The following is a 25802-nucleotide window of genomic DNA, read 5'->3' as shown; positions in this document are numbered from 1 at the left end:
GAAGAGGCGCCCCTGCTAAGGGTGTAGGTCGGGCAACCGGCGCGAGGGTTCAAATCCCTCCTCCTCTGCCAACTAAACTATATAAAGCGCTAACCATGGTTAGCGCTTTTTTTGTAAAGAGGCTACTACTATGAAAAAATATTACCCTTATCTCATCACATTGAGTCATATGATTAATGACTCTTGTCAAAGTGTGTTACCTGCCCTCTTACCACTGTTCATTTATACCTATGGACTGAGCTTGGAGCAAGCAGGTTTTCTCATCTTAGCTAATACAGCATTATCTTCATTATTACAGCCATTATTAGGCTATATTTCAGACAAGATCAATCAGCCACGGCTCATTGCCTTTGGTGTTTTATTATCCGCCTGTAGTACAGGTATGATGGGCTTTGTTACCTCTTATGAAAGCCTCCTTGTTTGCGCCACCTTAGCTGGTGTAGGTTCCTCTATCTTCCATCCAGAAGGCGCGAAGATTATGAACCGCCTCGGTGGTGGCAAAAAGGGTAAGGCCATGGGTACCTTTGCCATTGGCGGTAGTTCTGGCTTTGCCTTTGGTCCACTCTTTGCAGGCGCCATCGCCTATACAGTAGGTCCACATGGATTAGCTGCTTTTACAGTGGCAGGCATCATTATATTTACTGCCTTATTCGCCCTCATGCCTCGCATCGTAGCGCATGCTCGTACCATCGATCAAGCAGTAGCTACAGAAAATCCGGCTGTAGCCGCAAAACCACTAAAAAACTATTGGAAATACTTTGGTATCTTGTTCATTATCATCCTTAGTCAGTCGGTAAACTTCCGCGTTATCAATGCGTTCATTCCTATCTTCTGGACTCGTGAACTCGGTACTAGCCCAGAACAAGGCAGCTTTGCCTTAACTGTATTCTTTAGCATTGGTATTTTCATGACATACATCGGTGGCCTATTAGGTGATAAATTTGGTCCTATTAAGATTATTAGACTATCTCTATTAGTTTGGTTACCAGCTATGTTCCTATTAACCGAAGTTCCTAATTTCTCACCACTTATCATGATGCCTGTAGCGTACTTGCTACTACTCATGATTGGCGCTGCCAAAGCTATTAGCTACAGCCCAGTTATCGTACTAGGCCAAACCTATCTTGCTAAAAGCATCGGCTTTGCATCAGGCATCACCCTCGGCGTAAGCCAAACTATCGGTGGTGTAATCGCACCTGTTGTGGGTAACCTAGCAGATACATACTCCCTACCGGTCGCTATGATGACACTTGTGCCATTCCTAATAGGGGGCCTTGGGGCATCATTACTACTTAAAGATCCTAAAAAATTACAATAAAAAAGCCCCCAAATGGGGGCTTTTATTTTTAACTAAATTAGTGCTTAAGCATTTCATTCAAGATAACTACGTCTGTTTCTTTCATACCTTGAGCCACAGTACCGATACTGCGGATGGTATCATCAACGGAGTATGCTACAAGGCCATCGCCTTTTTGGTAGTTCTTATTAAGGCGAGCTTGTTTATAGCCCATGAACGCGCCATCAAGGGAAATAGCAATTTTACCTGCACAGGATGGTTTCGCGCCATCGCATACGATACCAGATAAGCTAGCAAGACCATTCACAAGAGTATTTTCGATAATATCTTTGCTATCACCTTTCAAGAAGGCAATACCTGCTACACTGACTACACCAGCAGATACAACGCCGCAGTAGGCGGATAGTTTACCAATGCCAGATTTAACGTAGAGCGTTAACAAGTTAGCGAAAACAAGAGCACGGTACAATTCATCATCACTTTTACCAAGTTCCTCAGCAGTTGTAATGATAGGTACAGATACGGTTAAACCTTGGTTACCAGAGCCAGAGCAGATAACAACAGGCAATGGGCACCCACTCATACGTGCATCGGATCCAGCCGCTGCACGAGCCTTACATTTCGTTTCAAGAGACGGATTTTCTTCATCCAACAATAAGAGCTGTCCAATATTGGAGCCATAATCATTGGACAAACCTTCTCGAGAAATAGCTGTATTGTATTCTACTTGCTGTTTGATTTGAGGAATGATACCAGAAATATCTGCAGACTTTGCAAATTCGTAAATGCTATCAAAGGTCATCGCATATTCCGTTTTTGCAGCCTTCTTTATTTCATTGATCGTTTCAGACACAACCTCACCATCTACAGCAACATAGGTTACATTTGTATGGTCGTTTTCAATGCGTACCACCGCTGTATGTTCATCTGTTTCAGCGGTAATTTCAATATAGAGATTATCTACACCTTCCGCAAGTGATACAGTGCAGAAGTTGGCATCTAGCAATGTGCCAAGCCATTTACGATCTTCATCTGTAGCAGATTCTAATACCTCTAGCTCACGCTCAGGATGACCTACGATGGCACCAAGGGTAGTAGCCGCTTGAAGGCCTTTTCGACCACCAGAGTTAGGAATGACTACGGATTTTACATTTTTTATGATATTCGCGCTGCATCGTGCGTGAATATGATTAGGAAACTCATCTAAAACAGAGACTGCCTTCGCAGCCGCATAAGCCAATGCAATTGGCTCAGTGCACCCGAAGGCAGGACGCATCTCTGATTGTAACAAGGAAATATAATCCATCTTATACTTCCGCAATAATTTCCACTTCTACCAAAGCACCCAATGGAAGATCTTTTACTGCTACGCAAGAACGAGCTGGTTTAGAAGTGAAATATTTAGCATACACTTCGTTGAATGCTTTGAAGTCAGCGATATCAGCCAAGAAACAAGTTGTTTTAATAACTTCGGAGAAGTCAGAACCTGCTTCAGCCAATACAGCATCAATGTTTTTGCATACTTGCTCAGTTTGCTCTACGATACCGCCTTCAACAATGGAACCAGTTGCAGGATTGAGTGGAATTTGACCAGAAGCGAATAATAAACCGCCTACTACTTTAGCTTGAGAGTAAGGACCTACTGCTGCTGGTGCTTTGTCTGTGAAAATTGTTTTCATAATAATTCTCCTTTTAAATATAATAAAAAATAATATAGATTATTCTAATGCCACCATACTCACATTAGTAATTACCTTGTATATAACATACTCTGTGAAAGTATATCTATAACAAATTATTTAATAGATTTGAAGGCATTGTCAAATATCGTTTTGAAATAATCCCGTTGTACATCAGTAGTTACACCTACGTATAGTACCGGTTTGCCTGGCTTCAACACAAATGCAGCATTTGCATAGAGCGGAGTTTGACCATCTCCTTCCGCATATAATAAGCGAGAGCTTGCTGCATAGGTTTGATACTTAGTGCCTGCCACAGGATGCACTTGTTCTGCATTTTCTACAGTAAGCGTTCTAGGTTTTATAAGTAGTTCACCTGACCGAGTTTTAAGATTAGCATAACGTTTTGGATCATTTAAAGGAACTACAGTTGTAGTTGTGGGAATTTGCTTATTAACGGCACCTAGCACGAGTTGCTCAGTAACAGGATCAATTTGACCTTTATCTAGAGCTGCCATAGCCGCCATAAACATAGGATCATTTCTCTTATCTTTAGCCACTTGTTGTGCTATTTGTTTAACATCTACCGATACTACATATGCATCCTTTTGACCTGTTTTATCGGCCCCTTGTAATTGGTATACATCAAAAGTAGTGCCAAAGCTTTTGAAAACATCTTCAACCATCATATTCATCGCCATATTTTTTGAAGGATTTTGTTTCATTTGCTTCTCTACAAAATCACGTGTATTTGTTTTGGATGCAGAAACAACAGTTACATTGTTAGGCACCGCCATAGAACCTGCAATTGTTTGTACATCCTTAGCAAAACCTACGCCAGATATAGTACCCACTAGGCAAGCTACACAAGCCAATACTTTCAAAGATTTCATACTATTTACCTCCCTTGAGAGATTGTGTTTGATACATATGATTCAACTCATTAGCCCAATAATCATGACTAGAGTCATCAGATAATAAAAGCTGTAAAGCTACACCTTTGTCTGTAGGAACGGCATAACCAATTAAGGAATAAGTATTTCTAAAACCATCATATTTAAGGCTACCCCGTAAATCGCCTGTCACAGCCGTGCCATAACGTGTTTGAACAGGTTTATAAGCCACATGCGTTGCATCTAGGCTCACTTGTTTTGCCATAAAATCTACATAAGAACGGATCTCTTCTTTACTTTTAGGAGATAAGTTCTTATCTGTGGCAAGCATTTTATCAAAAGCACCCATAATTTGAGCAGGTAACTTATCATTTATCGTTTTTAGATCTTTAGCTAATTTAGCACCTTCAATAGTATTGCCCTTCAAGCCTTGTAATTGTTGTTGAGCCTTCTCTTTAGAATAGGAATCTACATATTTAGAGATAGAGCTTTTCATTGCAGCTTTTTTTGCGTCTGGAACCTTTTCTAAAATGGTTTTATTCATACCAATTACTTGATCTATGGCATTTTTAGAATAGTCTACAACGACTAACTGACCTACATGGTGACCTTGTTTATCCGTCCCTTGCAATTGATAGACGGAAAATCCATCTAACACATCACCCTTCATAGGTTCAACTTGTACCGGTGCTTGCAATTTCATACTAGCATTAACAGCATCAACAGCCGCTTTATTTGCCAATGAAATTATTTGACTTTGCTCATTATTCCGCAGCTTTGCATCCGTAGGAACACGCATAGCCTCTACAGCCTTCACCGTAGGAGACGTACTGCCATATAAACCATAGCCTAAATCTACTGTATCCGCACATGCCACTGCGCCCATGCCAACAGTTAAGCATGTGGCACAAGCCAATGTCATCATTTTTTTGTTGAGAGCTCTCATAAGACACCTCACGATTTAACAATACATTCGTATACAAATTATATTCATAATCCATACTGCATCCATAAAGATTTCAAAAAGATAATCTATACTGCATATACTAATTATTATACTATATGGAGATGTATAACTGTATAGTCTAATTTACAACCTTTCAGTTCTGCTATACAATACTTAAATAGATATGTAAATATAGGGTATGAGAAATAGAAAGGAGTGCACACTTGGTGTGCTTTTATTATGATACAAGAAATAATTCCACTCACTAGGCCTCGTACATTAGCAGCTGCTTTAGGGCCTACCATTTTAGGTGCAGCCTTTAGCTATTATGCATTTGGTGCTACTCACGGCACAGGTCTTGCCATTTTCCATACGGTTCTAATATTTTTAGCCGTTGTAACAGCTCAAATTGTAGCTAATTTATGGAATGAATATAAAGATTTTAAATCTGGTCTCGATGCAGGCCAAAAGGTGGGTAATGCTGGTTCTATCACGCGCGGTGCCATTACACCAGAGCTCATCGTTACCATGATTAAGGTGCTCATGGTGGTACCTATTATCATCGGTCTTTACCTATCGGCCACCATCACTTGGTACTATATTCCAGCGGGTTTCCTTTGCATTCTAATTAGCTTCCTCTATTCTGGTGGTCCAAAACCAATTTCCCGTACACCATTTGGGGAAATTTCCTCTGGTATCGCTATGGGGTTTGCTATCGTACTCATTACAGGATACGCGTGGACACGTAACTTATCCTCAGCATTATTGATACCTGCTATTCCATCTACATTACTAGTGGGCTCCATTATGCTCACTAATAACATTCGTGATATTAGAAATGATGAAAGCCACGGTCGACGTACGTTACCAATCGTTTTGGGTCGTGAACGCGCTCTCAGTCTGATGAGCATCACCTACCTATTCAACTTTATTTGGATCCTTGCATGGATCATTGTAGGTCACATGACATGGTTCTCCCTATTAGCCTTCTTCGCAGCACCACTAGCTTTCAAAACGCTACACACCTTAAGTACTAAAACAGATGAATACCTTCTGGACAAAGCGATGGGCACCACTGCGGGAGCAGCTATGATTTACCAAATCATGTGGTCCATAGGTTTAATTATTGGCAAATAAGTATTTACCAATACGTACATACACTACATACAATTACATAAAATAAAGAGAGATTTTCAAACTTTAACAACGTTTTATAGATGTTAGTTTGAAAATCTCTTTTTGCTATAACTTTAAGCTATGGAGAACTCGTAATAATTCCTTCTTGATAGATAGGAAATAATTTAGTACTATAAATGTAATATTTTATATGAAATGATTGTAAAAGGAGTGTGTCTAATGAGAAAATTTTTAGCATTAGCAGCTACTGTAATCCTTGGCGGTGCTTTATTGATCGCTGGTTGCGGTAATGACAATAACAAACAAGCTGCTAGTAATGGCAAACAAGTATTAAAAATCGGTGCTACAGCAGTACCTCACGCAGAAATTTTGGAACAAGTTAAACCTGTCTTGGCAAAAGATGGTATTGATTTACAAATCACTGAATTCACTGATTACAACACACCAAACATTGCTTTGGGTGATAAAGAAATCGATGCAAACTTCTTCCAACATGTACCTTACATGGATGAATTCGCAAAAGCTCACAACCTTCCACTAGTATCTGCTGGTGGTGTTCACCTTGAGCCAATGGGCTTATACTCCCATCAAATTAAAGATTTAAAAGATCTTCCTAAAGGCGCTAAAATCGCTATCCCTAACGACCCTACAAACGGTGGTCGTGCATTATTGTTATTGCAAAAAGAAGGTCTTATCACATTGAAAGATTCCAGCAATATCTTGTCTACAATTCAAGATATCACTTCCAATCCTAATGGTTACCAATTTGTTGAATTAGAAGCAGCTCAAATACCTCGTTCTCTTGACGATGTAGCTTTAGCAGCTATTAACACAAACTATGCATTAAATGCAGGTCTTAACCCTAGTAAAGATGCATTGGCAATCGAATCTAAAGATTCCCCTTACGTAAACATCGTAACTGTACTTAAAGGCAATGAAAGCGATCCTCGCATCAAAAAATTGATGGAAGCTCTTCATAGCCCTGAAATCAAAAAATTCATTGAAGAAAAATACAAAGGTGCAGTTGTTCCTGCATTCTAAGTTATAACAAAAAAGAGACCACATCGGTGGTCTCTTTTTTTACTATAAGCTGTCCGCACCAAATCTAAATGGTAATAATTCATCAAGGTCAAGGACTCTATAATTTCCTTTTAAATTAGCCAAAATAATCTGTGGTATTTCAAATTCAGAAATTACTTGGCGACAGGCACCGCATGGTGCACAAGGCCCTTCCGTATCAGCAACTACGGCGAGGGCCTTAAATTTTGTACGACCTTCTGATACGGCTTTAAATATAGCAGTTCGTTCTGCACAGTTAGTTAAACCATAAGATGCATTTTCTATATTGCAACCTTCATAGATTGCCCCATCCTCACACAGAAGGGCTGCACCCACTCCAAAATGAGAATACGGGCTATAGGTTTTCTCACGTGCTACTATAGCATGGTCAATAAGATTTTTAATTTCTTGTTCTGTCATATGAGTTTCCCTTTCTATCATATGGATCTCCTCATTCCACCATATCAAGAATTGTATCCACCACAATTGGTGCAGTTTCACCAAAGGTTATGGCCTCTAAATATGTTTGACTAGCATTGGCGAGCAAGCTTTCATCGGAAGCATACAAGGTAGCTATACTTTCACCTGTTCGAACAGTATCACCTGTTTTCTTGTGCATTATGATGCCCGCACTATAATCGATAGGGCCATCCTTAACTGTACGTCCTGCTCCAAGCATAACCGATGCAATACCACATTGCTCGGTGTTCATATGCGTAATATAACCGTCTTGAGGCGCTGTAACATCATAGGTGAATTTTCCGATTGCTAATAAGCTTTCATCATCAAGAACACGACTATCTCCACCTTGAGCATCAATCATCATACGCAATCGATCTAAGGCAGCACCAGAGTTGAGTGCCTCTTGTACACGGCTGAGGGCAGTTTCATAGTCGCATATATGGCTCAATACGAGCATATGGGCAGCCATAATAAGACATTCATGTGTTAAATCCTCTGGGCCATGACCTTTCAACGTATCAATAACCTCGCGAATTTCCAAAGCATTACCAATGGCATGACCTAATGGTCTATCCATATCGGTTAAAACAGCCTTAACAGAGCGGCCATTTTCCGTACCAATATCTACCATTGCTTTAGCCAATGCACGAGCATCGTCTAAGGTTTTCATAAAGGCCCCACTGCCAACCTTTACGTCTAGCAAGATAGCTTGTGCTCCAGAAGCTAATTTTTTACTCATAACAGAGGATGCAATCAATGGAATACTATCTACAGTGCCTGTTACGTCTCGCAAGGCATAGAGTTTTTTATCTGCTGGTGCCAAACCTTCAGATTGACCGATTACAGCTAGGCCTATTGTATTGACTTGATTAATAAAGGCTTCTTGGTCCAAGGATACCTTTAGGTTTGGTATGGATTCCATCTTGTCGATGGTACCACCCGTATGACCAAGACCACGGCCCGACATTTTCGCCACCTTGCCGCCACAAGCAGCCACCAAAGGCCCTATGATAAGGGTTGTCTTATCCCCTACACCGCCGGTACTATGTTTATCTACTGTTATACCATTGATATTGGACAAATCTACCATGTGCCCCGATTGTGCCATCGCTAATGTCAATGTGCCTAGTTCACGAGCATTCATCCCATTAAATACAATGGTCATCAACAAAGCACTCACTTGATAGTCTGGAATTTCGCCATTCACATAGCCAGAGATAACAAAGTGAATTTCCTCATCTGTTAATGGTAAATTAGAACGTTTTTTTAGAATAATATCATACATGCGCATGGTTATACCGCCATTCTAAGAAACCACCTAAGCACTGCCTAGGTGGTTTTCTATTACACTTCTTCGTCTAAATGATCTTTGAGTAGTTCTACTGCTGCACTGGCGCCAATACGGCTACAACCTTCTGCAATATAGGCTTTCATATCAGAGATAGAACGAATACCACCGGCAGCCTTAATTTTTACATTAGGGCCGATGTGTTTCTTAAAGAGTTGAATATCTTCAATACTAGCCCCACTGCTACCAAAACCTGTAGATGTTTTGATATAGTCGGCTCCACCCTCTGTAACACATTTACAGAGAGCTACCTTTTCAGAATCAGTAAGGTAACAAGTTTCGATGATAACCTTTAAAATTTTATCTCCACAAGCCTCTTTAAGTGACTTAATTTCACCAGTAACGGATTCAAAATCACCTTGTTTTACATTGCCTAGATTTATGACCATATCAATTTCAGAGGCCCCTTCTGCAAGGGCTTGTTTTGTTTCAGCCACCTTAACTTCAGTCGTTTCATAGCCTAAAGGGAACCCAATAACAGTGCAAATATTGAGGTCTGGATACGCTTCATGAGCAGAAGCCACAAAATCTGGTGGAATGCAAACAGATGCAGTTTTATAAGCTACGCCTGCTTCACAAATTTCTTTAATATCCTCCCATGTAGCTGTAGGACGCAATAGTGTATGATCCACATAAGATAATAATTCTTTACCTAACATAGTGTCTCTCCTTACTAAAAGAACGACATTTGCTCTGGCTCAGGTTCTTTATGTAAAGCCTCTTGAGCAGCGCGATTTTTGTCATCAATAAATGGTTCTAGTGGTACACCTGTAGCCTTCAACAAATCTGGCAAGCTATTAACGCCCTTAGCCTTAGCTGCCTCTAACACAACCTTAGCACATGTTTCCGCATCATCTAATGCGTAGTGATGTTTAAACTCAACACCCATGTATGCAGCCATTGTGTTTAGCTTATGGTTTACTAAATCTGGCCATACCGCACGTGAAAGTTTTACAGTACATGCATAATCTAGCTCTGGCCAAGGAATTTTATAGTAATCCAGTGTAGCACGCAATACATTCATATCGAATTTTGCGTTGTGAGCTACCATGATATTGCCTTTTAAATGATTTTCGTAGATAGCGTTCCACAATTGATCAAAGGTTTTCTCATGGATAACATCCTTTGGTTGAATGCCATGAATTTCAATGCATTCATCATCAAAACTCATGAACGGTGGTTTGATAAGGCTGTACGCCTTTTTAGTAATCTGTCCATCCTTTACGGTAATAACCGCTAAGGAGCACGCACTATTTTTAAATTTATTAGCTGTTTCAAAGTCTAATGCAACAAAATCTAACATAGGACTCCTTTCAAATCTATATGTTTCAAAATTTATATATAAGAATTGTATTCATTTTCTTCATTTATTATAGCATGAAACACTCTATAATCTACTATTCAACGGTGACTATTAGTCACCTCTTTCACATCAAATTTAATTGACAGATAGGCCCTCAGTATGTGAAAATTATTTAGATATATATGTAGTATGGAGGTTGCAAGATGGCAGATGACAGATTAATCGTTGCCCTTGATGTATCCACTATGGATGCGATGAAAGAAACCGTAACAGCCCTTGGTGATGCGGTTAGCTTTTACAAGGTCGGCATGGAGCTATTCTACGCCGAAGGAGAGCAAACAGTTCGCTATTTACAAGAGCAAAACAAACAAGTATTCCTTGATTTGAAATTACATGATATTCCTAATACAGTAGCACATGGCGTATCTTCCCTAACACGTTTAGGTGCTAACTTGATCACTATGCATGGTCAAGGTGGTCCTGTTATGATGAAAGCTGCTGTAAAAGCTGCTCGTGAAACAGCTGAACAATTAGGTGTTGAACGTACAAAATTATTGGCAATCACTGTATTAACTAGCTTTGATGATGAAGCTTGGACTGCAACTGGTGGTCAATTACCGATTTCCGACCAAGTTATTCGTTTAGCAAAGCTCGCTAAAGAATGTGGCATGGATGGCGTTGTATGTTCCGCATTAGAAGCTAAGATGATCCGTGAAGCATGTGGTGATGATTTCCTCATCGTAACACCTGGTATTCGCCCATCCTTTGCAGCAACAGACGACCAAAAACGTATTGCTACACCTGCTAGTGCATTACAAGATGGCGCATCTCGCCTCGTTATTGGCCGCCCTATTACACAGGCTGAAAATCCTCGTGAAGCAGTTCGTTTAATTATTGAAGAAATGGAGAATGTATCCAAATGATGACAGAACAAGAAGTAAAACAATTACTTATCGACACTCAAGCTATTTTAGAAGGTCACTTCCTTTTGACATCTGGACTCCACAGCCCAATGTACGTTGAAAAATTCAATGTATTGCAACACCCAAAATACACTGAAACTCTTTGTAAAGAATTAGCTGAACGCTTCCGCGATCAAAATGTAGAACTCGTTATCGGACCTATGACTGGTGGTATCTTACTAGCTCACGAAGTAGGTAAAGCTCTTGGTACACGCGCTATCTTCACAGAACGTGAAAAAGGTGTTATGACATTGCGCCGCGGCTTCAAAATCGAACCAGGTACACGCGTACTTATCGTTGAAGACATCGTAACTACTGGTGGTTCTGTACAAGAAGTAGTAAATGTTGTAAACCAAGCCGGTGGTGAAATCGTAGGTGTAGGCCTTCTTGTTAACCGTTCTGGCGGTAAAGCAGAATTCGGCGTACCTCATGAAAAAGTACAAGCCTTACTTAACCTCGAAGTTCCTACATACAAACCTGAAGAATGCCCTCTTTGCAAAGACGGCGTAGCTATGACAGAACGCGGTTCTAAACACATCAAATAATTTTTTAACGACCTATGTGCATGCATAGGTCGTTTTTCATTAAGAAGTTAATAAAATATTCCCACCCCATCAAGTACAATCTATCTTTATAAATAGATACAAAAAGAGCTCCTTCACTGAGGAGCTCTTTTTGTTTGTGTGTAGTTATTGTGTGTAAGAGAGAGATTCTGATACGAATGTATCACATAGAGTGTGTGGCTCTATGGTGGCCATGAATGCACTTTCATGACCACGTTCTCTATCATTTATGAGAGAAATGGATTCGTAAAGTATCTTTAGTTTTGTGTAGTTTGTGGTACACCTTGATCAGCTTGTTGTTGTGGTGCATTACCATTAGTTTGTTGAGGTGGTTGGCCTTGCATTGGCATTTGACCTTGCGGAGGCATTTGACCATTTTGATACATATGCTGACCATTATTTCGTCCCATACCATCTTGAGTCATCATTTGGTTTTGACAATTTTGGTACATATGTTGACCATTATTTGGCCCCATACCATCTTGAGGCATCATTTGATTATTTCCATCCATCATATGTTGGTCCATATGCATATTAGAACCATCATGTCTATGTGGTTTTCTAAACTGTTGTTCATTAGTTTTCATCCATTCACCAAAATTTGGTAAATCATTTACAGCAAAGGATGTACCTACCCCTACAGCACTGATTACAGTTAGAATGGCAGCAATTATAATTCGTCTCATAGGTCCTCCTTAATCCACATTGCTGAAATAACGTTCGCGTACCCCACGAAGTTCAACACCAATAAAGATACATGTAAGGCCTCCAAAGAGACCTACACCACCAAGTGCAACTAAAGTTACCAATGATAATGCAGGAAAGGCCGTTACATTCTCAAACGGTTGCCATGAGCTTCCGAGTAAATATAAGATGGCAGGTGTAATGATAAATATTAAAACTCCTACAATATATGACAATGCACTACCGATAGATAGTAATGTTTTGGATGCTTTTTTAGCCATACCAGGCAACTGTGGTAAAAGACGTTCTTTATAGTCGTCAAATCTTGCATAGATTTCTTGCATATTAACAGATTTACTTTCACCACCATCTTGGCCTAATGTATCGGTAATAATACCTGCATCTACATAAGACGCATAAATTTCCTCTGGAGTCCCCAAAGATTTAATGATTTCGCTATCGGTAAGACCTTTTTCATAACCTACTGCAAAATGCTCTTCATAAACCTCTATAATACTCTCTACATCAGCAACGCGCGCCTTTTTAAATATATTGCGCAATGCCTCCAAAAAGCTATTTTTGTTCATTATAGTCGACTCCTTTCAACAGGATATTGATGACACCAGAGAATTCATCCCACTCTTGACGCATCTTATTGTATGCTGCACGGCCATCTGCCGTGATGTGGTAATATTTCCGAGATGGTCCTGTAGAGGACTCCTTCAAATATGTTTCAACATACTTTTCTTTTTTCAATCTATTAAATAATGGATATATAGTTCCTTCCGAAATTTCAATATACTCCGAAATGGTGCTTACGATTTCATATCCGTAGCGATCAGTTTGTGTTAGTAATGCTAGCACTAGCATATCCATAACACCTTTTTTTAATTGAACTTGCATAGTTCCTCCCTTTAGGCTGTGCTTGCCTGCCAATGTGAAAGCTCTCTTACGGTCACTATCATGTACTGACAAATACATAATAACACAAGGTACCTCGTATTGCAAGGTACCTTGTTAAAAATATATTTTACAAAGCATAAATTGACACATCACAATACTTATAAATATAGATACCAACTGATTTTATAGAGATAAAAATTTTTCTAAAATTCATATAATTTATCCATTATTTTGACATAAATCCATCCTAATACATCATCTACAACAAAAAAATCCTCATCTAAGATGAGGATTTTCCGACTATTCAAAAGTAAATTCTTTAATTATAAAAGCTTTATTTGATCTCATGTATTTAATTTGAAGATGCTTGTCCTAATTTAAGCTGTGTACTCTTCATTTTGCCGTTATGTGTATAGGATACTAAAACTGTATCGCCAGGGCTCTTAGCATCGATTTGCTCTTTTAATTCTAATAATGTACTAATATCCTTGCCATCAATTTGAGCAATTGTATCCCCTTCTACTAAACCAGCCTTTGCTGCAGGACCATTCGCATCAAGTTGAACAATGAGAAGGCCTTCGCCTTCATAACTTACATTGTTACGTGCTGCTGTTTGACGATCTACAGCCCACACACCAATATAAGGACGCACAACTTTACCATTTTTAATAATAGAATCTACAACTGTCATAGCTGAGTTTATTGGAATGGCAAAGCCCATACCTTCAACGCCTTCTTTAGAAATCTTAGAGCTATTAATACCAATCAATTCACCGTCTGCATTGATAAGAGCACCACCTGAGTTACCTGGATTAATAGCTGCATCGGTTTGGATCAATGGGAATCGTTGCCCTTGATCATCAATAGTACGCGCCAAAGCACTAATTACACCAGATGTAACAGAACCTTTAAACTCTAGACCTAATGGGTTACCAATAGCAATGGCAGGTTCCCCTACTTGTAGTGAATCAGAGTCACCTATTTTAATTGGTTGAATATCCTTTGGAGGATCGATTTTAACAACAGCTAAATCTGTTTGAGCATCTGTGCCAATAACTGTACCTGTTACGGTAGAGCCATTAGACAAAGATACGGTAACCTCTCCATTTTTAGCACCAGCGACAACATGATTATTTGTTACGATATGTCCATCATTATCAATCAGTACACCAGAACCTACGCCTTCTCCAGCATAGATAGTACGATTAAAAATATCCTTTTGGAAAACTTGAGTGGTAATTCCCACTACAGCTGGGCCAGATTCTTTTGCCGCTTGAACTACGTATGTATTACGTGTATCTGTAATCGGCTTATTTTGTTTTGTTTGTTCTCGCACAGTTGTTTGATGTGTCACAGGACTACCAAAGAAATAGTAGCCACCGCCTACACCAATACCAAGAGCTAGCACACAGGCTATAATTGATTTCTTATATTTTGAAAAATTCATACATTTCTCCTCATATCATTTCTTAATGATTTAATGAAAATCAATTTTATAAAATTGATTTTGATGAACCTATTATAGTACGCAATACTTTACAATGCAACATAACAATTTATTACATCTATAATAAAAATATAATTTCTATAAATAATATGTATCTGGCGATCTTTCGAGAACAATTCAATATCAGAGAAATGAAACGAACCAAAAGCTCTATATAAAGCTATCATATAAAACATAAAGGGCATTCACTAGCCGTCGCTAGCAAATGCCCTTTATGCATATAGTTTGAGAGTGTAAGGACTGTTGAGAGAGAGTATATGTGATCTAGATAAGTTGAGAGAGAACTTATTAAGAGAGAGAAGTTTAGTTGTTTCTTATCTAGAATCAAACGTCAGCCTTACCTAAATAAGTATACATGGAATATCTAAACTATCAAAGGAAGTATATAAACTATTTTTAAATCTTTGATTATATCTATATAATAACTCTCTATAAACTCATATTTTATCAACAGCCAACAAAAACGTGAGTACAAAGTGAAAACGTCTTTCAGTTATCAAACAAATTTATAACCTACACCCCACACTGTGATGATATGTTTACTATCGGATGGGTTATCTTCAATTTCTTCACGTAAACGGTTGATATGAACCGCTACAGTTGCATAATCACCGTAAGAGTCAAGCCCCCATACACGAGAGTACAATTCTTCTTTACTAAATACGATATCACGATTACGCATTAAAAATTCTAATAATTGGAACTCTTTCTTTTTAAGATGAACTTCTTTTTCGTTTACCCAAACTTTCATCATCTTAGGATCAAGACGAATTTCACCGGATTGAATAGCATTAGTTTCCATAGCATCACGCTCTGTTAAGCGTTTATATTGTGCCAACATAGCTTTGATTTTTGCAATCAATACAGATGGAGAGAATGGTTTTTCAATGTAGTCATCAGCGCCTACACCTAGACCACGAATTTTATCGATATCATCAAGACGAGCCGTTACCATAACAATTGGGACGCGAACCTTGTCACGAATTTGGCGACAAACTTCAAAGCCGTCCATTTCTGGCAACATAACATCAAGGATGATAAGGTCTACAGGAGTATTTAAAGCAGCCTCAATACCTTCAGTACCATTAGTCATAATCGTAACATCATAACCTGCCACCATTAAATAATCACGCTCAATATTGGCGATATCCAAATCGTCTTCAATAATTAAGATATGTTCACTCATGATTCTTCTCCTTGTTTAGGAAATTCTAATATAACACGTAGACCATGTGGTCTTACATTTTCAATCACAACTCGGCCTTCAAAGATTTCCATAATTCGACGAATAATCGACAATCCAAGACCACTACCTTCTTGTGGGTTCGTACGAGACGAATCTACACGGTAGAACGGGCGCATTAGACGCTCTAGAGAATCTGGCGGTACCCCTGGGCCATCATCACTGATAACACAGTATACATAATCATCATCACTAGTTACATCAATCACACAATGACCAATATCGGCCATTTTATACTTAGCACTGTTGTTCAACACATTTTGTAAAACACGTTGTAACAATTGTGGGTTTGCATTAATAAAAGCACTTTCAGCTGCTATACGGAATTTGATTTCAAGCCCTCTTGTTTGATAAGGCGCCAAATGATCTTCTACAAAATCACGTACATATTGACCGAGTTCAATTCGTTCAGATGGCCGCGACTCTTTCTTATAATTCAATGTTGTAATAAGGAACAATTCCTCCAACATAGAATCTAAATCATTAGCCCGTTTCAAAATAATTCCCATATAGCGTTTTTGTTGCTCTTCTGTTGGTGCAATACCATCGCGAACACCTTCTGCATACGCTTTAATCGCTGTTAACGGTGTCCGGATATCATGGGATATCCCAGCTAATAACTCTTTTTGTTGCTCCTGTTCCATTTCAATCTGACGATTGGCCATTTCTAACGATTTTGTCATATTCTTAACATGAATCATGATGAATCGTGTAACAAATCGGTTAATAGCAAAGAAGGTAACAATAAAGAGTAATATAGCCACTACAATAATATAGAAGGAAACTGATTCCATTAAGCTATCACTACCATGAGTAGCTCGCTTTATAGCAATATGATATACGTAAGCATGGCGCCCATCGTATTTCCTCATTTCATATACGAAAGTATTATTGGACTGATATACGATACCTTGTAATTCAGGGTTTACATCAATAAGACCAACAATAGCAGAGGCACTATAAATTTGAGGATTACCATAGGTGTACACCATATTACCTTGATCTAGTACTTCTACATATACTTCCTTTGGATCGAGTAAGCTATAGCTAGGCTTTACTAAGCTATCTATTAAGTTGTTTTCTAAACCATAAAAGGTAATTGTTTCAGTGATTCGACTGACACTTTTAAACTGTTGTTCCTGCTCAATACGCAAATAGTAACCGGCATTAGCCAATATGCGCAGACCTGTAAAGTATAGCAAAAATAAGATAATTGCTATCAAAATAGGCACTACAAAGAGCACAACATTGGATATCCAAATCCGTATTTGTAAATTCACAGGGTTACCTCAATATCATAAATATTAGATACTTCTTATAGTTTACGCTATTTTTAATACTTAAAGCAAGTGAAAAGCTCAAAAAAGTGATTTAACCTTCATATTTTCTTCATTGTTAGTTTATAATTGGCAGTTATTACATATGGTCAGTATGCCTTTTATTATCTACTATTCTTAAGTTTTTGATATAAGTTACACGCATCCGGGTAACTTATATCAACATATTATAAGTAATTTTTAGGACATCAAAGATAAGCATCTATATCGTCTTATTCAATATTCTCTATATTTTTTATAAAATCTCTAAATATAAAAATGCTATATCTGTAAAAATAAATTCTGTTACCTTATATTATTAGTATCAAAATATTTCTCTACTCATATATAATTCAATTGCCTTATTATACATAAAAAAAGAGGATTCCATAGGAATCCTCTTTTAATATTTGGATTAACGACGATTTGCATCGAAGAAGTTAATAGCAACTTCTGGGAACATAGCGTAAGTCAATACGTCTTCGTCAGTGATACCATTGTAGCCTTTGGAAGCTAAATCTTGACGGTAACCTTCCAATTCAGGTTCGATAAGATCTGCTGGACGGCAAGTGATAGGTTCTTCATCACCGATGATAGTGTGACGGATTTCGTCAGAAATTTTACCAGGCAATGCACCGTATTTACCACGTACAAGGTCTTTAACTTCGTTAGGAACCATTTTATAACGGTCGCCCATCATAACGTTCATCATAGCCATTGTACCAACGATTTGGGATGTTGGAGTTACCAATGGAGGGTAACCCAAGTCTTCACGTACGCGTGGCATTTCATCCATAACGTCGAAGAAGCGATCGCCCATACCCATTTCGTTCAATTGGTTTTGAGTATTGGACAACATACCGCCAGGAATTTGGTAACGACGAACTGCTGGGATTACATCACTAGCTGGTTTCAAGTTGAATTCTTCAGCGATTTGTTGTTTTACTTTACGGAAGTGGTCAACTAATGGAATGTATTTATCAAGGTCAAGACCAAGATCCCATTCAGTGCCTTTGAACATTTCGATCATAGTTTCAGTAGCTGGTTGGCTAGTTGCATGAGCGAATGGAGAGATAGCAGTATCGATGATATCTACGCCAGCTTTAGCAGCTTCCCAGTATGTAGTGCTTGCAAGACCGCAAGTGAAATGGCTGTGCAAGTCGATTGGCAATTCGCCAAAACGTTTTTTGAATGTGGAAACCAAATCATATGCATCAGCAGGTCCTAACAAACCGGACATATCTTTGATACATAAGGAATCTGTACCCATTTCTACCAATGTTTCAGCTACTTTCAAGAAGCTTTCAGTTGTATGAACTGGGGAGATTGTGTATACCATAGCGGATTGAACGTGTGCGCCTGCTTTTTTGGAGTACTTAATAGCAGCTTCCATGTTACGAGGGTCATTCAATGCGTCGAAGATACGGATACGATCAATACCATTTTTTACAGCTGCATTACAGAATGCTTCTACTACATCATCAGAGTAGTGTTTGTAGCCCAACAAGTTTTGGCCACGAAGTAACATTTGTAGTGGAGTGTTTTTCAAATTGGATTTCAATTTACGAAGGCGTTCCCATGGATCTTCATTCAAGAAACGAAGACAGCTGTCATAAGTAGCGCCGCCCCAACATTCAAGAGCTTCATAACCAATTTCATCTAAAAGGCCAAGCACTGGTTCCATTTGTTCGTAACGCATGCGTGTTGCCAAAATAGATTGATGACCGTCGCGAAGAACGGTTTCGCAGATTCTTAATTTTTTAGCCATGTTAATCCTCCAAATCGAAATAGTTTATGCATGTAATTTTATACATCCACTACATAACTATCTCATACCTATTTTTTTACGATTTTTATAGCACTTGCTCACACGAGCAAATACTCAAGCAATCGTTAAGACATACTTATATTAGACTACTTATAAAATTCTTTGTCAACAACCACATTATGCTATTTACTCATAATTTCATGTATTCAATTATGATTTTTTCGTGATAGAAATCACAATAAAGTGCTAAAAAGCTAGGATTTAACATGTATTTTTAATCAATTATATTTCTTTGTAATTTCTCTTTTTAATGAGAAACCAAAATTTATATCGCAATAATTTTTAGTTATTATTGGCCATCCGCCAAAGTATATCGGTATTTATAAATCTAGTACTTCGATAATCATCGGTACGCTTATAAGCTCATCACTTTTATTGATGACGCACCTGTATTATTGTGATTTATAAATATACAAAAGAACCTACCTTTTATAGGTAGGTTCTTATAGTAAGCAATTATTATTATATTATTTTTCAGGTTTTACCTTTTTTGGTGCCGTTTCAAGAACGATATTTTTACCATCTCGTTTAACTTGGATAGAGAATGCACCCTCACCTTCTTTGAAGTATTCCATCTTAATATCGAGCAACATTTTACCAATTAAAGTTTCTACCTTCTCTGTAAGGAATTCACGATAGAATGCATCTTCCTTTTGTTTTGGACTTTGATATACGACAGGTTTCTTAGCAGAACGCTCTCTATCAAGCATTGTTTCTTCAAAATTTTCAGTATCTTTAAAGTTTTTCATCATATCCGCATCGGATAAGCCTTTTTGAATTTTAAACTTTGCCATGTTTATCTCCTATTAATTCGAAAATTGCCTTTTTCACGCGTACCGATTCAATACCAGACATACAATATTGATCAGGCTTAGGACAACGTCGTTTACGACATCCTAAGCAATCTAACTCATCATTAACAAGAACCTTAAAGTTCCCCGTCAACGGTCCCCACAGCTTAGGATCTGTAGGTCCAAAAAGCGCGACAACAGGTTTATTTAAAGCTAGTGCAATATGCAATGCACCCGTATCAGCAGTCACTACTACATCGCAACTTTCAATTAAAGCCCCTACCTCTTGAAGTGTGGTTTTCCCCAACATATTCAGCATAATTTTATCAAGGCCATCAGCCGTTATGGAGTCCATCAACGGTTTGTATTGAGTTGCCTCTTTTGGACCGCCTAAGCACACAAAATTGGCTCTATACTGGAGAGATTTAATGAGAGAATACCATTTCTCTTGAGGCCACTCTTTCGTCGCCCAAGATGTGCCTAGGACAAGACCTATACGCAGTGGCTTGTCCACCTCTCCGCGATTTAAGGAGGTGTCATAATTGATTGATTCCCACTGATTTTCTGCCCAAGCATGCAAATCGGAGGGTACAAAAAAATCCATGTGGTATAACCGTTTACCATTAGAACCGTTGACTATACAAGGTTTTTCATCATCAGTGATAACAGCAGCAGATGTAGTTAATCCACTATGCTCTGCAACGGCTGTATTCAGTAATTTAGCAACCTCTATATAACGCTTAATGACATGATCTGTACTCGGCTTTGCCTTGTAGTTAGTAAACATCCAATTCAGCTCTTTTGTACCACCAAGTCCAAGGCGAATGGGTGCACCTGCTGCCAATAAAACGAGCCCTGTTATGAGTCGCCCTTGTACATCGACAGCCACATCAAATTTGTATGGTTTTAACTTATCTCTAAGTTCCCACCACATGCGCCACATCGTTGGAATATGTAGTTTTTTAGAATGTGCTTCATATTCATCCCGCTCCCAAGGAATGATTTCATCTACATAGGGATTTCCCTGTAAAAGTTCTACCATACTAGGTGTTACAATCCAATGTAGCTTTGCCTCTGGATAATGCTCTTTAATCCAGCGCGCAGCAGGTGTGGCATGTAGTATATCCCCTATATAGCTGAGTCGTACAAATAATATATTCATATATATCCTTATAGTACAAACGAGTATAGGAATAAAGCCTTTATAATGAATCATTATAAAGGCTTTTTATTAAGATTTCTTTTTACTATCACTAGATGATTTAGATGATGTATCATCTTCTGTTACCTTCGTAGTTTCGTCACTACCATCCTTAATGATAGTTTTTACATCAGACAATGTTAATTCATTGAATGTTGTTGGATGATTATATTTATAAACTGGTTTGAAGCCTACACCGAGTTTACCAGTGTAAACAGTTAAGGCATTGTTATCCTCATCAACACGAGCAATATAGATAGTTTTATCCATATCAACACCGATTAAGCGGAATCGTCCTGGTGGATTGATAACACGCCAGCCACCTTCAATGCCGTTAAACATGAAGATATCTCCAGTCTTAGCGTTATCATAGAAGAATCTATCTTCATCATAGAATACGCCGATGTGGCCAATATCAGTAGCTTGCATATAAACGCGACGCGTATCGTAGTTCGCATCGGTACGATAAATACGATATGCGTTTTCTTGAACTTTCACCTTCATATACACAACATTCGTCGCTTCAGAGTAAGCAGCATCTACGATTTTACTATTGCGTGGCAAATCTTCAAGCTTTGTATCTACTTCATGTTCAGGATCATCTGCATTGAGACGCGCCATAACAACCTCTCTAGAGTCATATAGACCCATGATGGCATAGTTACGGTCAGGCATCCAGTTAAAGTAACTAATAGAACGTCCTTTCAAATCTATTGTAGTAGGCTTACTTTCATTAGCCTTATAGATTTTCAAAGAGTTTTCGGTAACAACCGCCATAAACTGACGGTCATACGATACATATTTTGTGCCTTCCTTTACATCAGGGAAGTTTTTAGTATCATCCTTAGATGCACCTGCTACATTAAAATCTGTAGTCGGTGCAAACATATATTGATCAAGGTATAGGTACACCCCACCTTGCAGAAGAATACCAACCGCAAAGGCGCTCAGTACACGCGTAAAAGGTTTCATGTGTCCTCCTATTTCACGATAAACGCCGTTGGGATCATGCGTTCTCCTAACAAATCGGCTGGTTTGTTCACTACTTTACCATTGAGGTATAGTGTAGAACTAGAACCACCATCTAAATTCGCTGCAATGTAGCAACCTTTTTCATAAAGAATATCTTGTACATCGCGCAATGTAGCGCCAAGAGAATAACCTGGTTGACGACCATCGATTACGAGGAATAGTACTGTACCATCCTTCTTTTGACCGATAGCAGTACGTGGACCTACGCCCCAGCCACCATCGCCTTCGGTAATCATCTTCTTACCATCGACGATAAGAGGCGGGCCAAAGGTAATACCTTCCATGGCTTTCATATCACTAAGTTGTGTTTTATCGTAGTTACCTGCAATAAGGTTACCAGATTTAGAGAAGCCTACGAAGTCTACCGCCTCTTCAGGTCCTACATCTTTACCGATAACATATTCACCATCATGCAAAATAAAGCCATAAGGCAAACGGCCTGTACCAGTACCATTAGGATCGTGGAAACCGCCGCCATTGATAGCAGCTACCGCATTATTCATCTTCGCAATATTACTTGTAGTATCGCCTTTTTCTTGAATATTAGCAGCTGTACCAACTTCGATACGACGAGGATCTGGAATTTCAAGAATATAGCCTACATAGCGAGCAGACTGAATTTTTTCAAGGTTTAAGCTCTTATCTTCACGAGCATTAAACTTGAACAAATCTTGACTTTTAACAACGCCAACTGTCCCCAAAATAGATTGCAATTCATCTTCACTGAAAAGCCATGTAATGTAATGAGGATGGCGAGATTGCAATATGGCACCAATAACGGCGCGCTTTACATTATTAAATGGTCCAAAGAGCACCACGAATGGTGAGGTTACAACGGTAAATAAGAACACCATGATGATGAACTTTACCCAATTCTTTTTGAACAATGTATTTCTCCTTATAAATCAGTGAAATGTTCGGTACTAACGCGTTCTTCAAAATGTTTGATATCAACAGCATTGCCTACCCAAACACGCAATATGTTATATGGATTATCACCTGTATGAGCCCAGCCAGATTTCATAGCCATACTCATTTTGATGCCTGCTTTCTTGGTAGCAGCATCGGTGAATTCATTTTTATCTCCATAAGGATAGCAGAACCAAGGATTATCCTTGATGCCCACTTCTTTTGCAAGGGCTTCTTGAGCCTTTGTAATATTTTCTATTTGTTTAGCTTCAGACAATTGGCCCATTTCGATATGTTGGAATCCATGATTTGAAATGGTGATACCATTTTTATGCATTTCACGAATTTGATCCCAAGTTAACCGTGTACCTACATCGCCAGGATTGATAAACACAGTGGCTGCGAAACCATATTCTTTCATAATTGGATATACGATAGAATATGTATCTGCATAACCGTCATCAAAGGTTAATACAACAGGTTTTTCAGGCACTGCTGCACCATTTACGACATAATCATATAGTTGGTCCATCGTTAATGGATTATAACCATTGTCTTTGAGGAACTTCATTTGTTCTCTGAATAGATCCTCACGAATAACTGCATCGTTATCCTTATCATCGCCAATTTTATGATACATAAGAACAGGGATGCCCGATGGATGTACCATTTTGACTTCTTTTACAGGCGCCGTTGAACTAGGTGGTTCCGTTTTTTGTGAAAGCAATCCACATCCTGCTAAAACCACAGCCAATGCGACAACTAATAGTGTTACCAATGGAATCCGTTTCATAGGTCCTCCTCTATTAGAACACAATTATATACAGAATATTATAACATTTCTATGAAGATTAGTAAAAAACTAACGCTTTACTAGTACCTCATCAAGTGATTTTCTAGGTCTAGGATATATAGGCTCATCTGGAACACCTATGGCAATGATAGCCTGTACATCTAGTGTTATCTAAATCCATTCTATCCATTTCTACTGAAAAAGAGTATTTCAACTGTAACCATTGTCATATTGTAATACTCTCAATAATGCTTTAATATTCTAATTATATACTATATAACGTAAACTATACTATTTTAATACACAGAGGATTTACCATGAAAAAACGACTTACCCTCATACAAATGGATGTCCACGTAAACGACGTAGAATATAACTACAATCGAGTTCAAGAATTATTGAATCAGGCCCTATCTGAAAGTCCAGATATTATCGTATTACCTGAAACCTGGAACACTGGTTTTTATCCATCTACTGATTTAATCAATATCGCCGATACAAATGGGGCCCGCACAAAAGCCTTATTAAGTGCATTCGCTAAAGAACATAATGTAAATATTGTGGGCGGTTCTGTAGCAGTTGCAAAAGACAATCTCGTATTTAATACATCCTATGTTTACAACCGAAGCGGTGAACTTGTAGGAGAATATTCCAAGATGCACGGCTTTAGCCCTGCTAAGGAAGACAAATACTTTGCTAGCGGTACTCATACTACGCATTTTGAGCTAGATGGAATTCCTTGTAGCACGGTCATCTGTTACGACATCCGTTTCCCTGAACTAGTAAGAATGGCTGCATTACCAGGCACAGAATTATTGTTTGTGCCTGCTCAATGGCCTACGATGCGTTTACGTCACTGGCAAGTACTCAATGAAGTGCGAGCTATTGAAAACCAACTCTTTGTCTGTGCCGTAAACGGCTGTGGCACAGTGGGCCGCGTTCAAAGTACTGGTCACTCTGCAGTATATGATCCATGGGGCACCAACCTACTTGAAATGGATACTAATGAAGGCATTGCTTCCGTCGACATCGACCTCGCTGTAGTCGAAGACATTCGTAACAAAATTAATATTTTTAGAGATCGTAAACCTGAACTCTATAACCTATAACAAAAAGGCACATTGTTTTGAACTACCTCCTTAAATTAAGAAGGTCATTCGATTAACAATGTGCCTTTTATTTTTATTGAGCTGTATGTAAGAAATAGATGACTCATCCTTTAAAACTCTATAAGTTTCCACATATCCTCTGGAACTTGTTCTAGAGGTTTGTTCTTTGCCATAGCGTCTTTTAGAATATCAATCGTATCTTGTACCTCTTGTTTATCCTTTGTATTTGGATCGTGTAGAACGACACGGTTTAAAGAGTCTTGTCCAAATTGTTTTAAGTATTCTTTTTCTACTTGATTAAGTTCACGACGTAAGTATTTCATAATGTATCCTCTATTTGTAAATATCTTTTCGATGTCCAACTTCTAACGCTAAAATAATACATCTATCATCATTAATATCAGCAATGACTCTATAATTACCAATGCGATAACGCCACAGCCCCGTCTTATTGCCTGTCAATGATTTTCCTGAATATCTAGGATTTTCGACATTATCTACGTTCTTGATAAGCCAATTAAAGATATACCGTTGCGTTGATTTATCGAGTTTAGAAAATTGCTTGTCAAACCGTTTAGAAAACTCAAGTTTATAAGCCATATTTTGCACGCATTTCCGCCACAGAATAGGTAACAGGATCTTGCTTATATTCTGCTAATGCTTTTTGACCTACCTTAAGATCAAATTCATCTTCAATCTTTTCTAGTAAAGCCTTCTTAAAGAGAGTAGAAAGTGTTTCATCCATAAACTCAGCATATGTTTTAAATAACTCTTCTTCTTGTTCATTTAAACGGACTGAAATATTTGCCATATAAAGCACCTCCCTATGTAATACAT

At 38.5% G+C, this 25802-nt stretch carries 29 protein-coding genes; 6 read left to right on the top strand and 23 right to left on the bottom strand.

Going from position 1 to position 25802, the window contains the following annotated elements:
- Positions 1 to 130 precede the first annotated feature (130 nt).
- The gene (locus Q7P05_RS01550; RefSeq protein ID WP_105090225.1) at positions 131 to 1318 is read left to right on the top strand and encodes an MFS transporter; all 1188 of its coding nucleotides are present in this window, start codon (positions 131 to 133) and stop codon (positions 1316 to 1318) included.
- A gap of 37 nt (positions 1319 to 1355) precedes the next feature.
- Here the strand turns inward: Q7P05_RS01550 and Q7P05_RS01545 are convergent, their stop codons facing one another.
- From Q7P05_RS01545 to Q7P05_RS01530, 4 genes are all read right to left on the bottom strand, one after another.
- Positions 1356 to 2603 (bottom strand): serine dehydratase subunit alpha family protein, encoded by a 1248-nt coding sequence (locus Q7P05_RS01545; RefSeq protein ID WP_303930163.1) that lies wholly within the window; start codon positions 2601 to 2603, stop codon positions 1356 to 1358.
- Between the two features lies 1 nt (position 2604).
- Entirely contained in the window at positions 2605 to 2976 is a 372-nt protein-coding gene (locus Q7P05_RS01540; protein ID WP_303930162.1) for a RidA family protein, read from the bottom strand.
- Positions 2977 to 3092: 116 nt separating this feature from the next.
- Positions 3093 to 3869, bottom strand: coding sequence for a hypothetical protein (locus Q7P05_RS01535; protein WP_303930161.1), 777 nt, complete (start codon positions 3867 to 3869; stop codon positions 3093 to 3095).
- A gap of 1 nt (position 3870) precedes the next feature.
- Positions 3871 to 4815, bottom strand: coding sequence for a hypothetical protein (locus Q7P05_RS01530; RefSeq protein WP_303930160.1), 945 nt, complete (start codon positions 4813 to 4815; stop codon positions 3871 to 3873).
- 240 nt (positions 4816 to 5055) lie between these two features.
- On the opposite strand from Q7P05_RS01530, the gene menA reads away from it, so the two are divergent.
- A complete protein-coding gene (gene menA, locus Q7P05_RS01525) occupies positions 5056 to 5952 on the top strand; it encodes a 1,4-dihydroxy-2-naphthoate octaprenyltransferase (protein WP_303930159.1) in 897 nt (298 codons plus the stop codon).
- Positions 5953 to 6171: 219 nt separating this feature from the next.
- Positions 6172 to 6993: a MetQ/NlpA family ABC transporter substrate-binding protein gene (locus Q7P05_RS01520; RefSeq protein ID WP_303930158.1), complete on the top strand. Its 822-nt coding sequence runs from the start codon at positions 6172 to 6174 to the stop codon at positions 6991 to 6993.
- Between the two features lie 42 nt (positions 6994 to 7035).
- Here the strand turns inward: Q7P05_RS01520 and Q7P05_RS01515 are convergent, their stop codons facing one another.
- The 4 genes from Q7P05_RS01515 to Q7P05_RS01500 are packed head-to-tail and all read right to left on the bottom strand — an operon-like array spanning position 7036 to position 10124.
- Positions 7036 to 7452 carry a cytidine deaminase gene (locus tag Q7P05_RS01515; RefSeq protein WP_303930157.1) on the bottom strand — a complete coding sequence of 139 codons (417 nt, stop codon included), beginning with the start codon at positions 7450 to 7452 and terminating at the stop codon, positions 7036 to 7038.
- 10 nt (positions 7453 to 7462) lie between these two features.
- On the bottom strand, positions 7463 to 8764 hold the full coding sequence (locus tag Q7P05_RS01510; RefSeq protein ID WP_295793992.1) for a pyrimidine-nucleoside phosphorylase: 1302 nt from the start codon (positions 8762 to 8764) through the stop codon (positions 7463 to 7465).
- A 53-nt stretch (positions 8765 to 8817) separates the two neighbouring features.
- A complete protein-coding gene (gene deoC, locus Q7P05_RS01505) occupies positions 8818 to 9480 on the bottom strand; it encodes a deoxyribose-phosphate aldolase (protein ID WP_303930156.1) in 663 nt (220 codons plus the stop codon).
- Between the two features lie 14 nt (positions 9481 to 9494).
- On the bottom strand, positions 9495 to 10124 hold the full coding sequence (locus tag Q7P05_RS01500; RefSeq protein ID WP_295793997.1) for a 3'-5' exonuclease: 630 nt from the start codon (positions 10122 to 10124) through the stop codon (positions 9495 to 9497).
- Between the two features lie 203 nt (positions 10125 to 10327).
- On the opposite strand from Q7P05_RS01500, the gene pyrF reads away from it, so the two are divergent.
- Positions 10328 to 11047 carry an orotidine-5'-phosphate decarboxylase gene (gene pyrF, locus Q7P05_RS01495; RefSeq protein WP_287512102.1) on the top strand — a complete coding sequence of 240 codons (720 nt, stop codon included), beginning with the start codon at positions 10328 to 10330 and terminating at the stop codon, positions 11045 to 11047.
- On the top strand, positions 11044 to 11631 hold the full coding sequence (gene pyrE / locus Q7P05_RS01490) for an orotate phosphoribosyltransferase (protein WP_295218530.1): 588 nt from the start codon (positions 11044 to 11046) through the stop codon (positions 11629 to 11631). The genes pyrF and pyrE overlap by 4 nt, the downstream gene beginning before the upstream one ends.
- A gap of 275 nt (positions 11632 to 11906) precedes the next feature.
- Here the strand turns inward: pyrE and Q7P05_RS01485 are convergent, their stop codons facing one another.
- From Q7P05_RS01485 to Q7P05_RS01430, 12 genes are all read right to left on the bottom strand, one after another.
- A complete protein-coding gene (locus Q7P05_RS01485; protein ID WP_303930155.1) occupies positions 11907 to 12335 on the bottom strand; it encodes a transcriptional regulator in 429 nt (142 codons plus the stop codon).
- Between the two features lie 9 nt (positions 12336 to 12344).
- Positions 12345 to 12920, bottom strand: a complete 576-nt coding sequence (locus Q7P05_RS01480) for a DUF1700 domain-containing protein (RefSeq protein WP_303930154.1) — start codon at positions 12918 to 12920, stop codon at positions 12345 to 12347.
- Entirely contained in the window at positions 12907 to 13236 is a 330-nt protein-coding gene (locus Q7P05_RS01475) for a PadR family transcriptional regulator (RefSeq protein WP_295260142.1), read from the bottom strand. Before Q7P05_RS01475 ends, Q7P05_RS01480 begins: the two co-directional genes overlap by 14 nt.
- 352 nt (positions 13237 to 13588) lie before the next feature.
- The gene (locus Q7P05_RS01470) at positions 13589 to 14683 is read right to left on the bottom strand and encodes a S1C family serine protease (RefSeq protein ID WP_295869585.1); all 1095 of its coding nucleotides are present in this window, start codon (positions 14681 to 14683) and stop codon (positions 13589 to 13591) included.
- A 556-nt stretch (positions 14684 to 15239) separates the two neighbouring features.
- A complete protein-coding gene (locus Q7P05_RS01465) occupies positions 15240 to 15929 on the bottom strand; it encodes a response regulator transcription factor (RefSeq protein WP_005387927.1) in 690 nt (229 codons plus the stop codon).
- A complete protein-coding gene (locus Q7P05_RS01460) occupies positions 15926 to 17266 on the bottom strand; it encodes a sensor histidine kinase KdpD (protein WP_303930153.1) in 1341 nt (446 codons plus the stop codon). The genes Q7P05_RS01465 and Q7P05_RS01460 overlap by 4 nt, the downstream gene beginning before the upstream one ends.
- Before the next feature lie 451 nt (positions 17267 to 17717).
- Positions 17718 to 19070 (bottom strand): pyruvate carboxylase subunit B, encoded by a 1353-nt coding sequence (locus Q7P05_RS01455; protein ID WP_119206482.1) that lies wholly within the window; start codon positions 19068 to 19070, stop codon positions 17718 to 17720.
- Positions 19071 to 19597: 527 nt separating this feature from the next.
- Positions 19598 to 19924, bottom strand: a complete 327-nt coding sequence (locus tag Q7P05_RS01450) for a hypothetical protein (RefSeq protein WP_227721368.1) — start codon at positions 19922 to 19924, stop codon at positions 19598 to 19600.
- Positions 19911 to 21083: a glycosyltransferase family 9 protein gene (locus tag Q7P05_RS01445; protein ID WP_303930151.1), complete on the bottom strand. Its 1173-nt coding sequence runs from the start codon at positions 21081 to 21083 to the stop codon at positions 19911 to 19913. Before Q7P05_RS01445 ends, Q7P05_RS01450 begins: the two co-directional genes overlap by 14 nt.
- A 69-nt stretch (positions 21084 to 21152) precedes the next feature.
- Positions 21153 to 22094 carry a hypothetical protein gene (locus Q7P05_RS01440; protein WP_303930150.1) on the bottom strand — a complete coding sequence of 314 codons (942 nt, stop codon included), beginning with the start codon at positions 22092 to 22094 and terminating at the stop codon, positions 21153 to 21155.
- Positions 22095 to 22102: 8 nt separating this feature from the next.
- Positions 22103 to 23041, bottom strand: coding sequence for a phosphodiester glycosidase family protein (locus tag Q7P05_RS01435; RefSeq protein WP_119206479.1), 939 nt, complete (start codon positions 23039 to 23041; stop codon positions 22103 to 22105).
- An 11-nt stretch (positions 23042 to 23052) separates the two neighbouring features.
- Entirely contained in the window at positions 23053 to 23856 is an 804-nt protein-coding gene (locus tag Q7P05_RS01430) for a polysaccharide deacetylase family protein (RefSeq protein ID WP_119206478.1), read from the bottom strand.
- Between the two features lie 317 nt (positions 23857 to 24173).
- On the opposite strand from Q7P05_RS01430, the gene Q7P05_RS01425 reads away from it, so the two are divergent.
- Positions 24174 to 24965: a carbon-nitrogen family hydrolase gene (locus Q7P05_RS01425; RefSeq protein ID WP_119206477.1), complete on the top strand. Its 792-nt coding sequence runs from the start codon at positions 24174 to 24176 to the stop codon at positions 24963 to 24965.
- A gap of 110 nt (positions 24966 to 25075) precedes the next feature.
- Here Q7P05_RS01425 and Q7P05_RS01420 read toward each other — a convergent pair whose 3' ends face one another.
- Genes Q7P05_RS01420 through relB form a run of 3 tightly spaced genes read right to left on the bottom strand, consistent with a single transcriptional unit; the run spans position 25076 to position 25776 of the window.
- Positions 25076 to 25288 (bottom strand): hypothetical protein, encoded by a 213-nt coding sequence (locus tag Q7P05_RS01420; protein ID WP_024066462.1) that lies wholly within the window; start codon positions 25286 to 25288, stop codon positions 25076 to 25078.
- Positions 25289 to 25298: 10 nt separating this feature from the next.
- Positions 25299 to 25565: a type II toxin-antitoxin system RelE/ParE family toxin gene (locus tag Q7P05_RS01415; RefSeq protein ID WP_295200797.1), complete on the bottom strand. Its 267-nt coding sequence runs from the start codon at positions 25563 to 25565 to the stop codon at positions 25299 to 25301.
- The gene (gene relB, locus Q7P05_RS01410; RefSeq protein ID WP_005387906.1) at positions 25555 to 25776 is read right to left on the bottom strand and encodes a type II toxin-antitoxin system RelB family antitoxin; all 222 of its coding nucleotides are present in this window, start codon (positions 25774 to 25776) and stop codon (positions 25555 to 25557) included. The genes Q7P05_RS01415 and relB overlap by 11 nt, the downstream gene beginning before the upstream one ends.
- Positions 25777 to 25802: the final 26 nt, after the last annotated feature.

It is taken from the genome of Veillonella dispar (assembly GCF_937975875.1).
GTDB classification, from domain to species: Bacteria; Bacillota; Negativicutes; order Veillonellales; family Veillonellaceae; genus Veillonella; species Veillonella dispar_B.
This window is presented reverse-complemented; position numbering and strand designations above follow the sequence as displayed.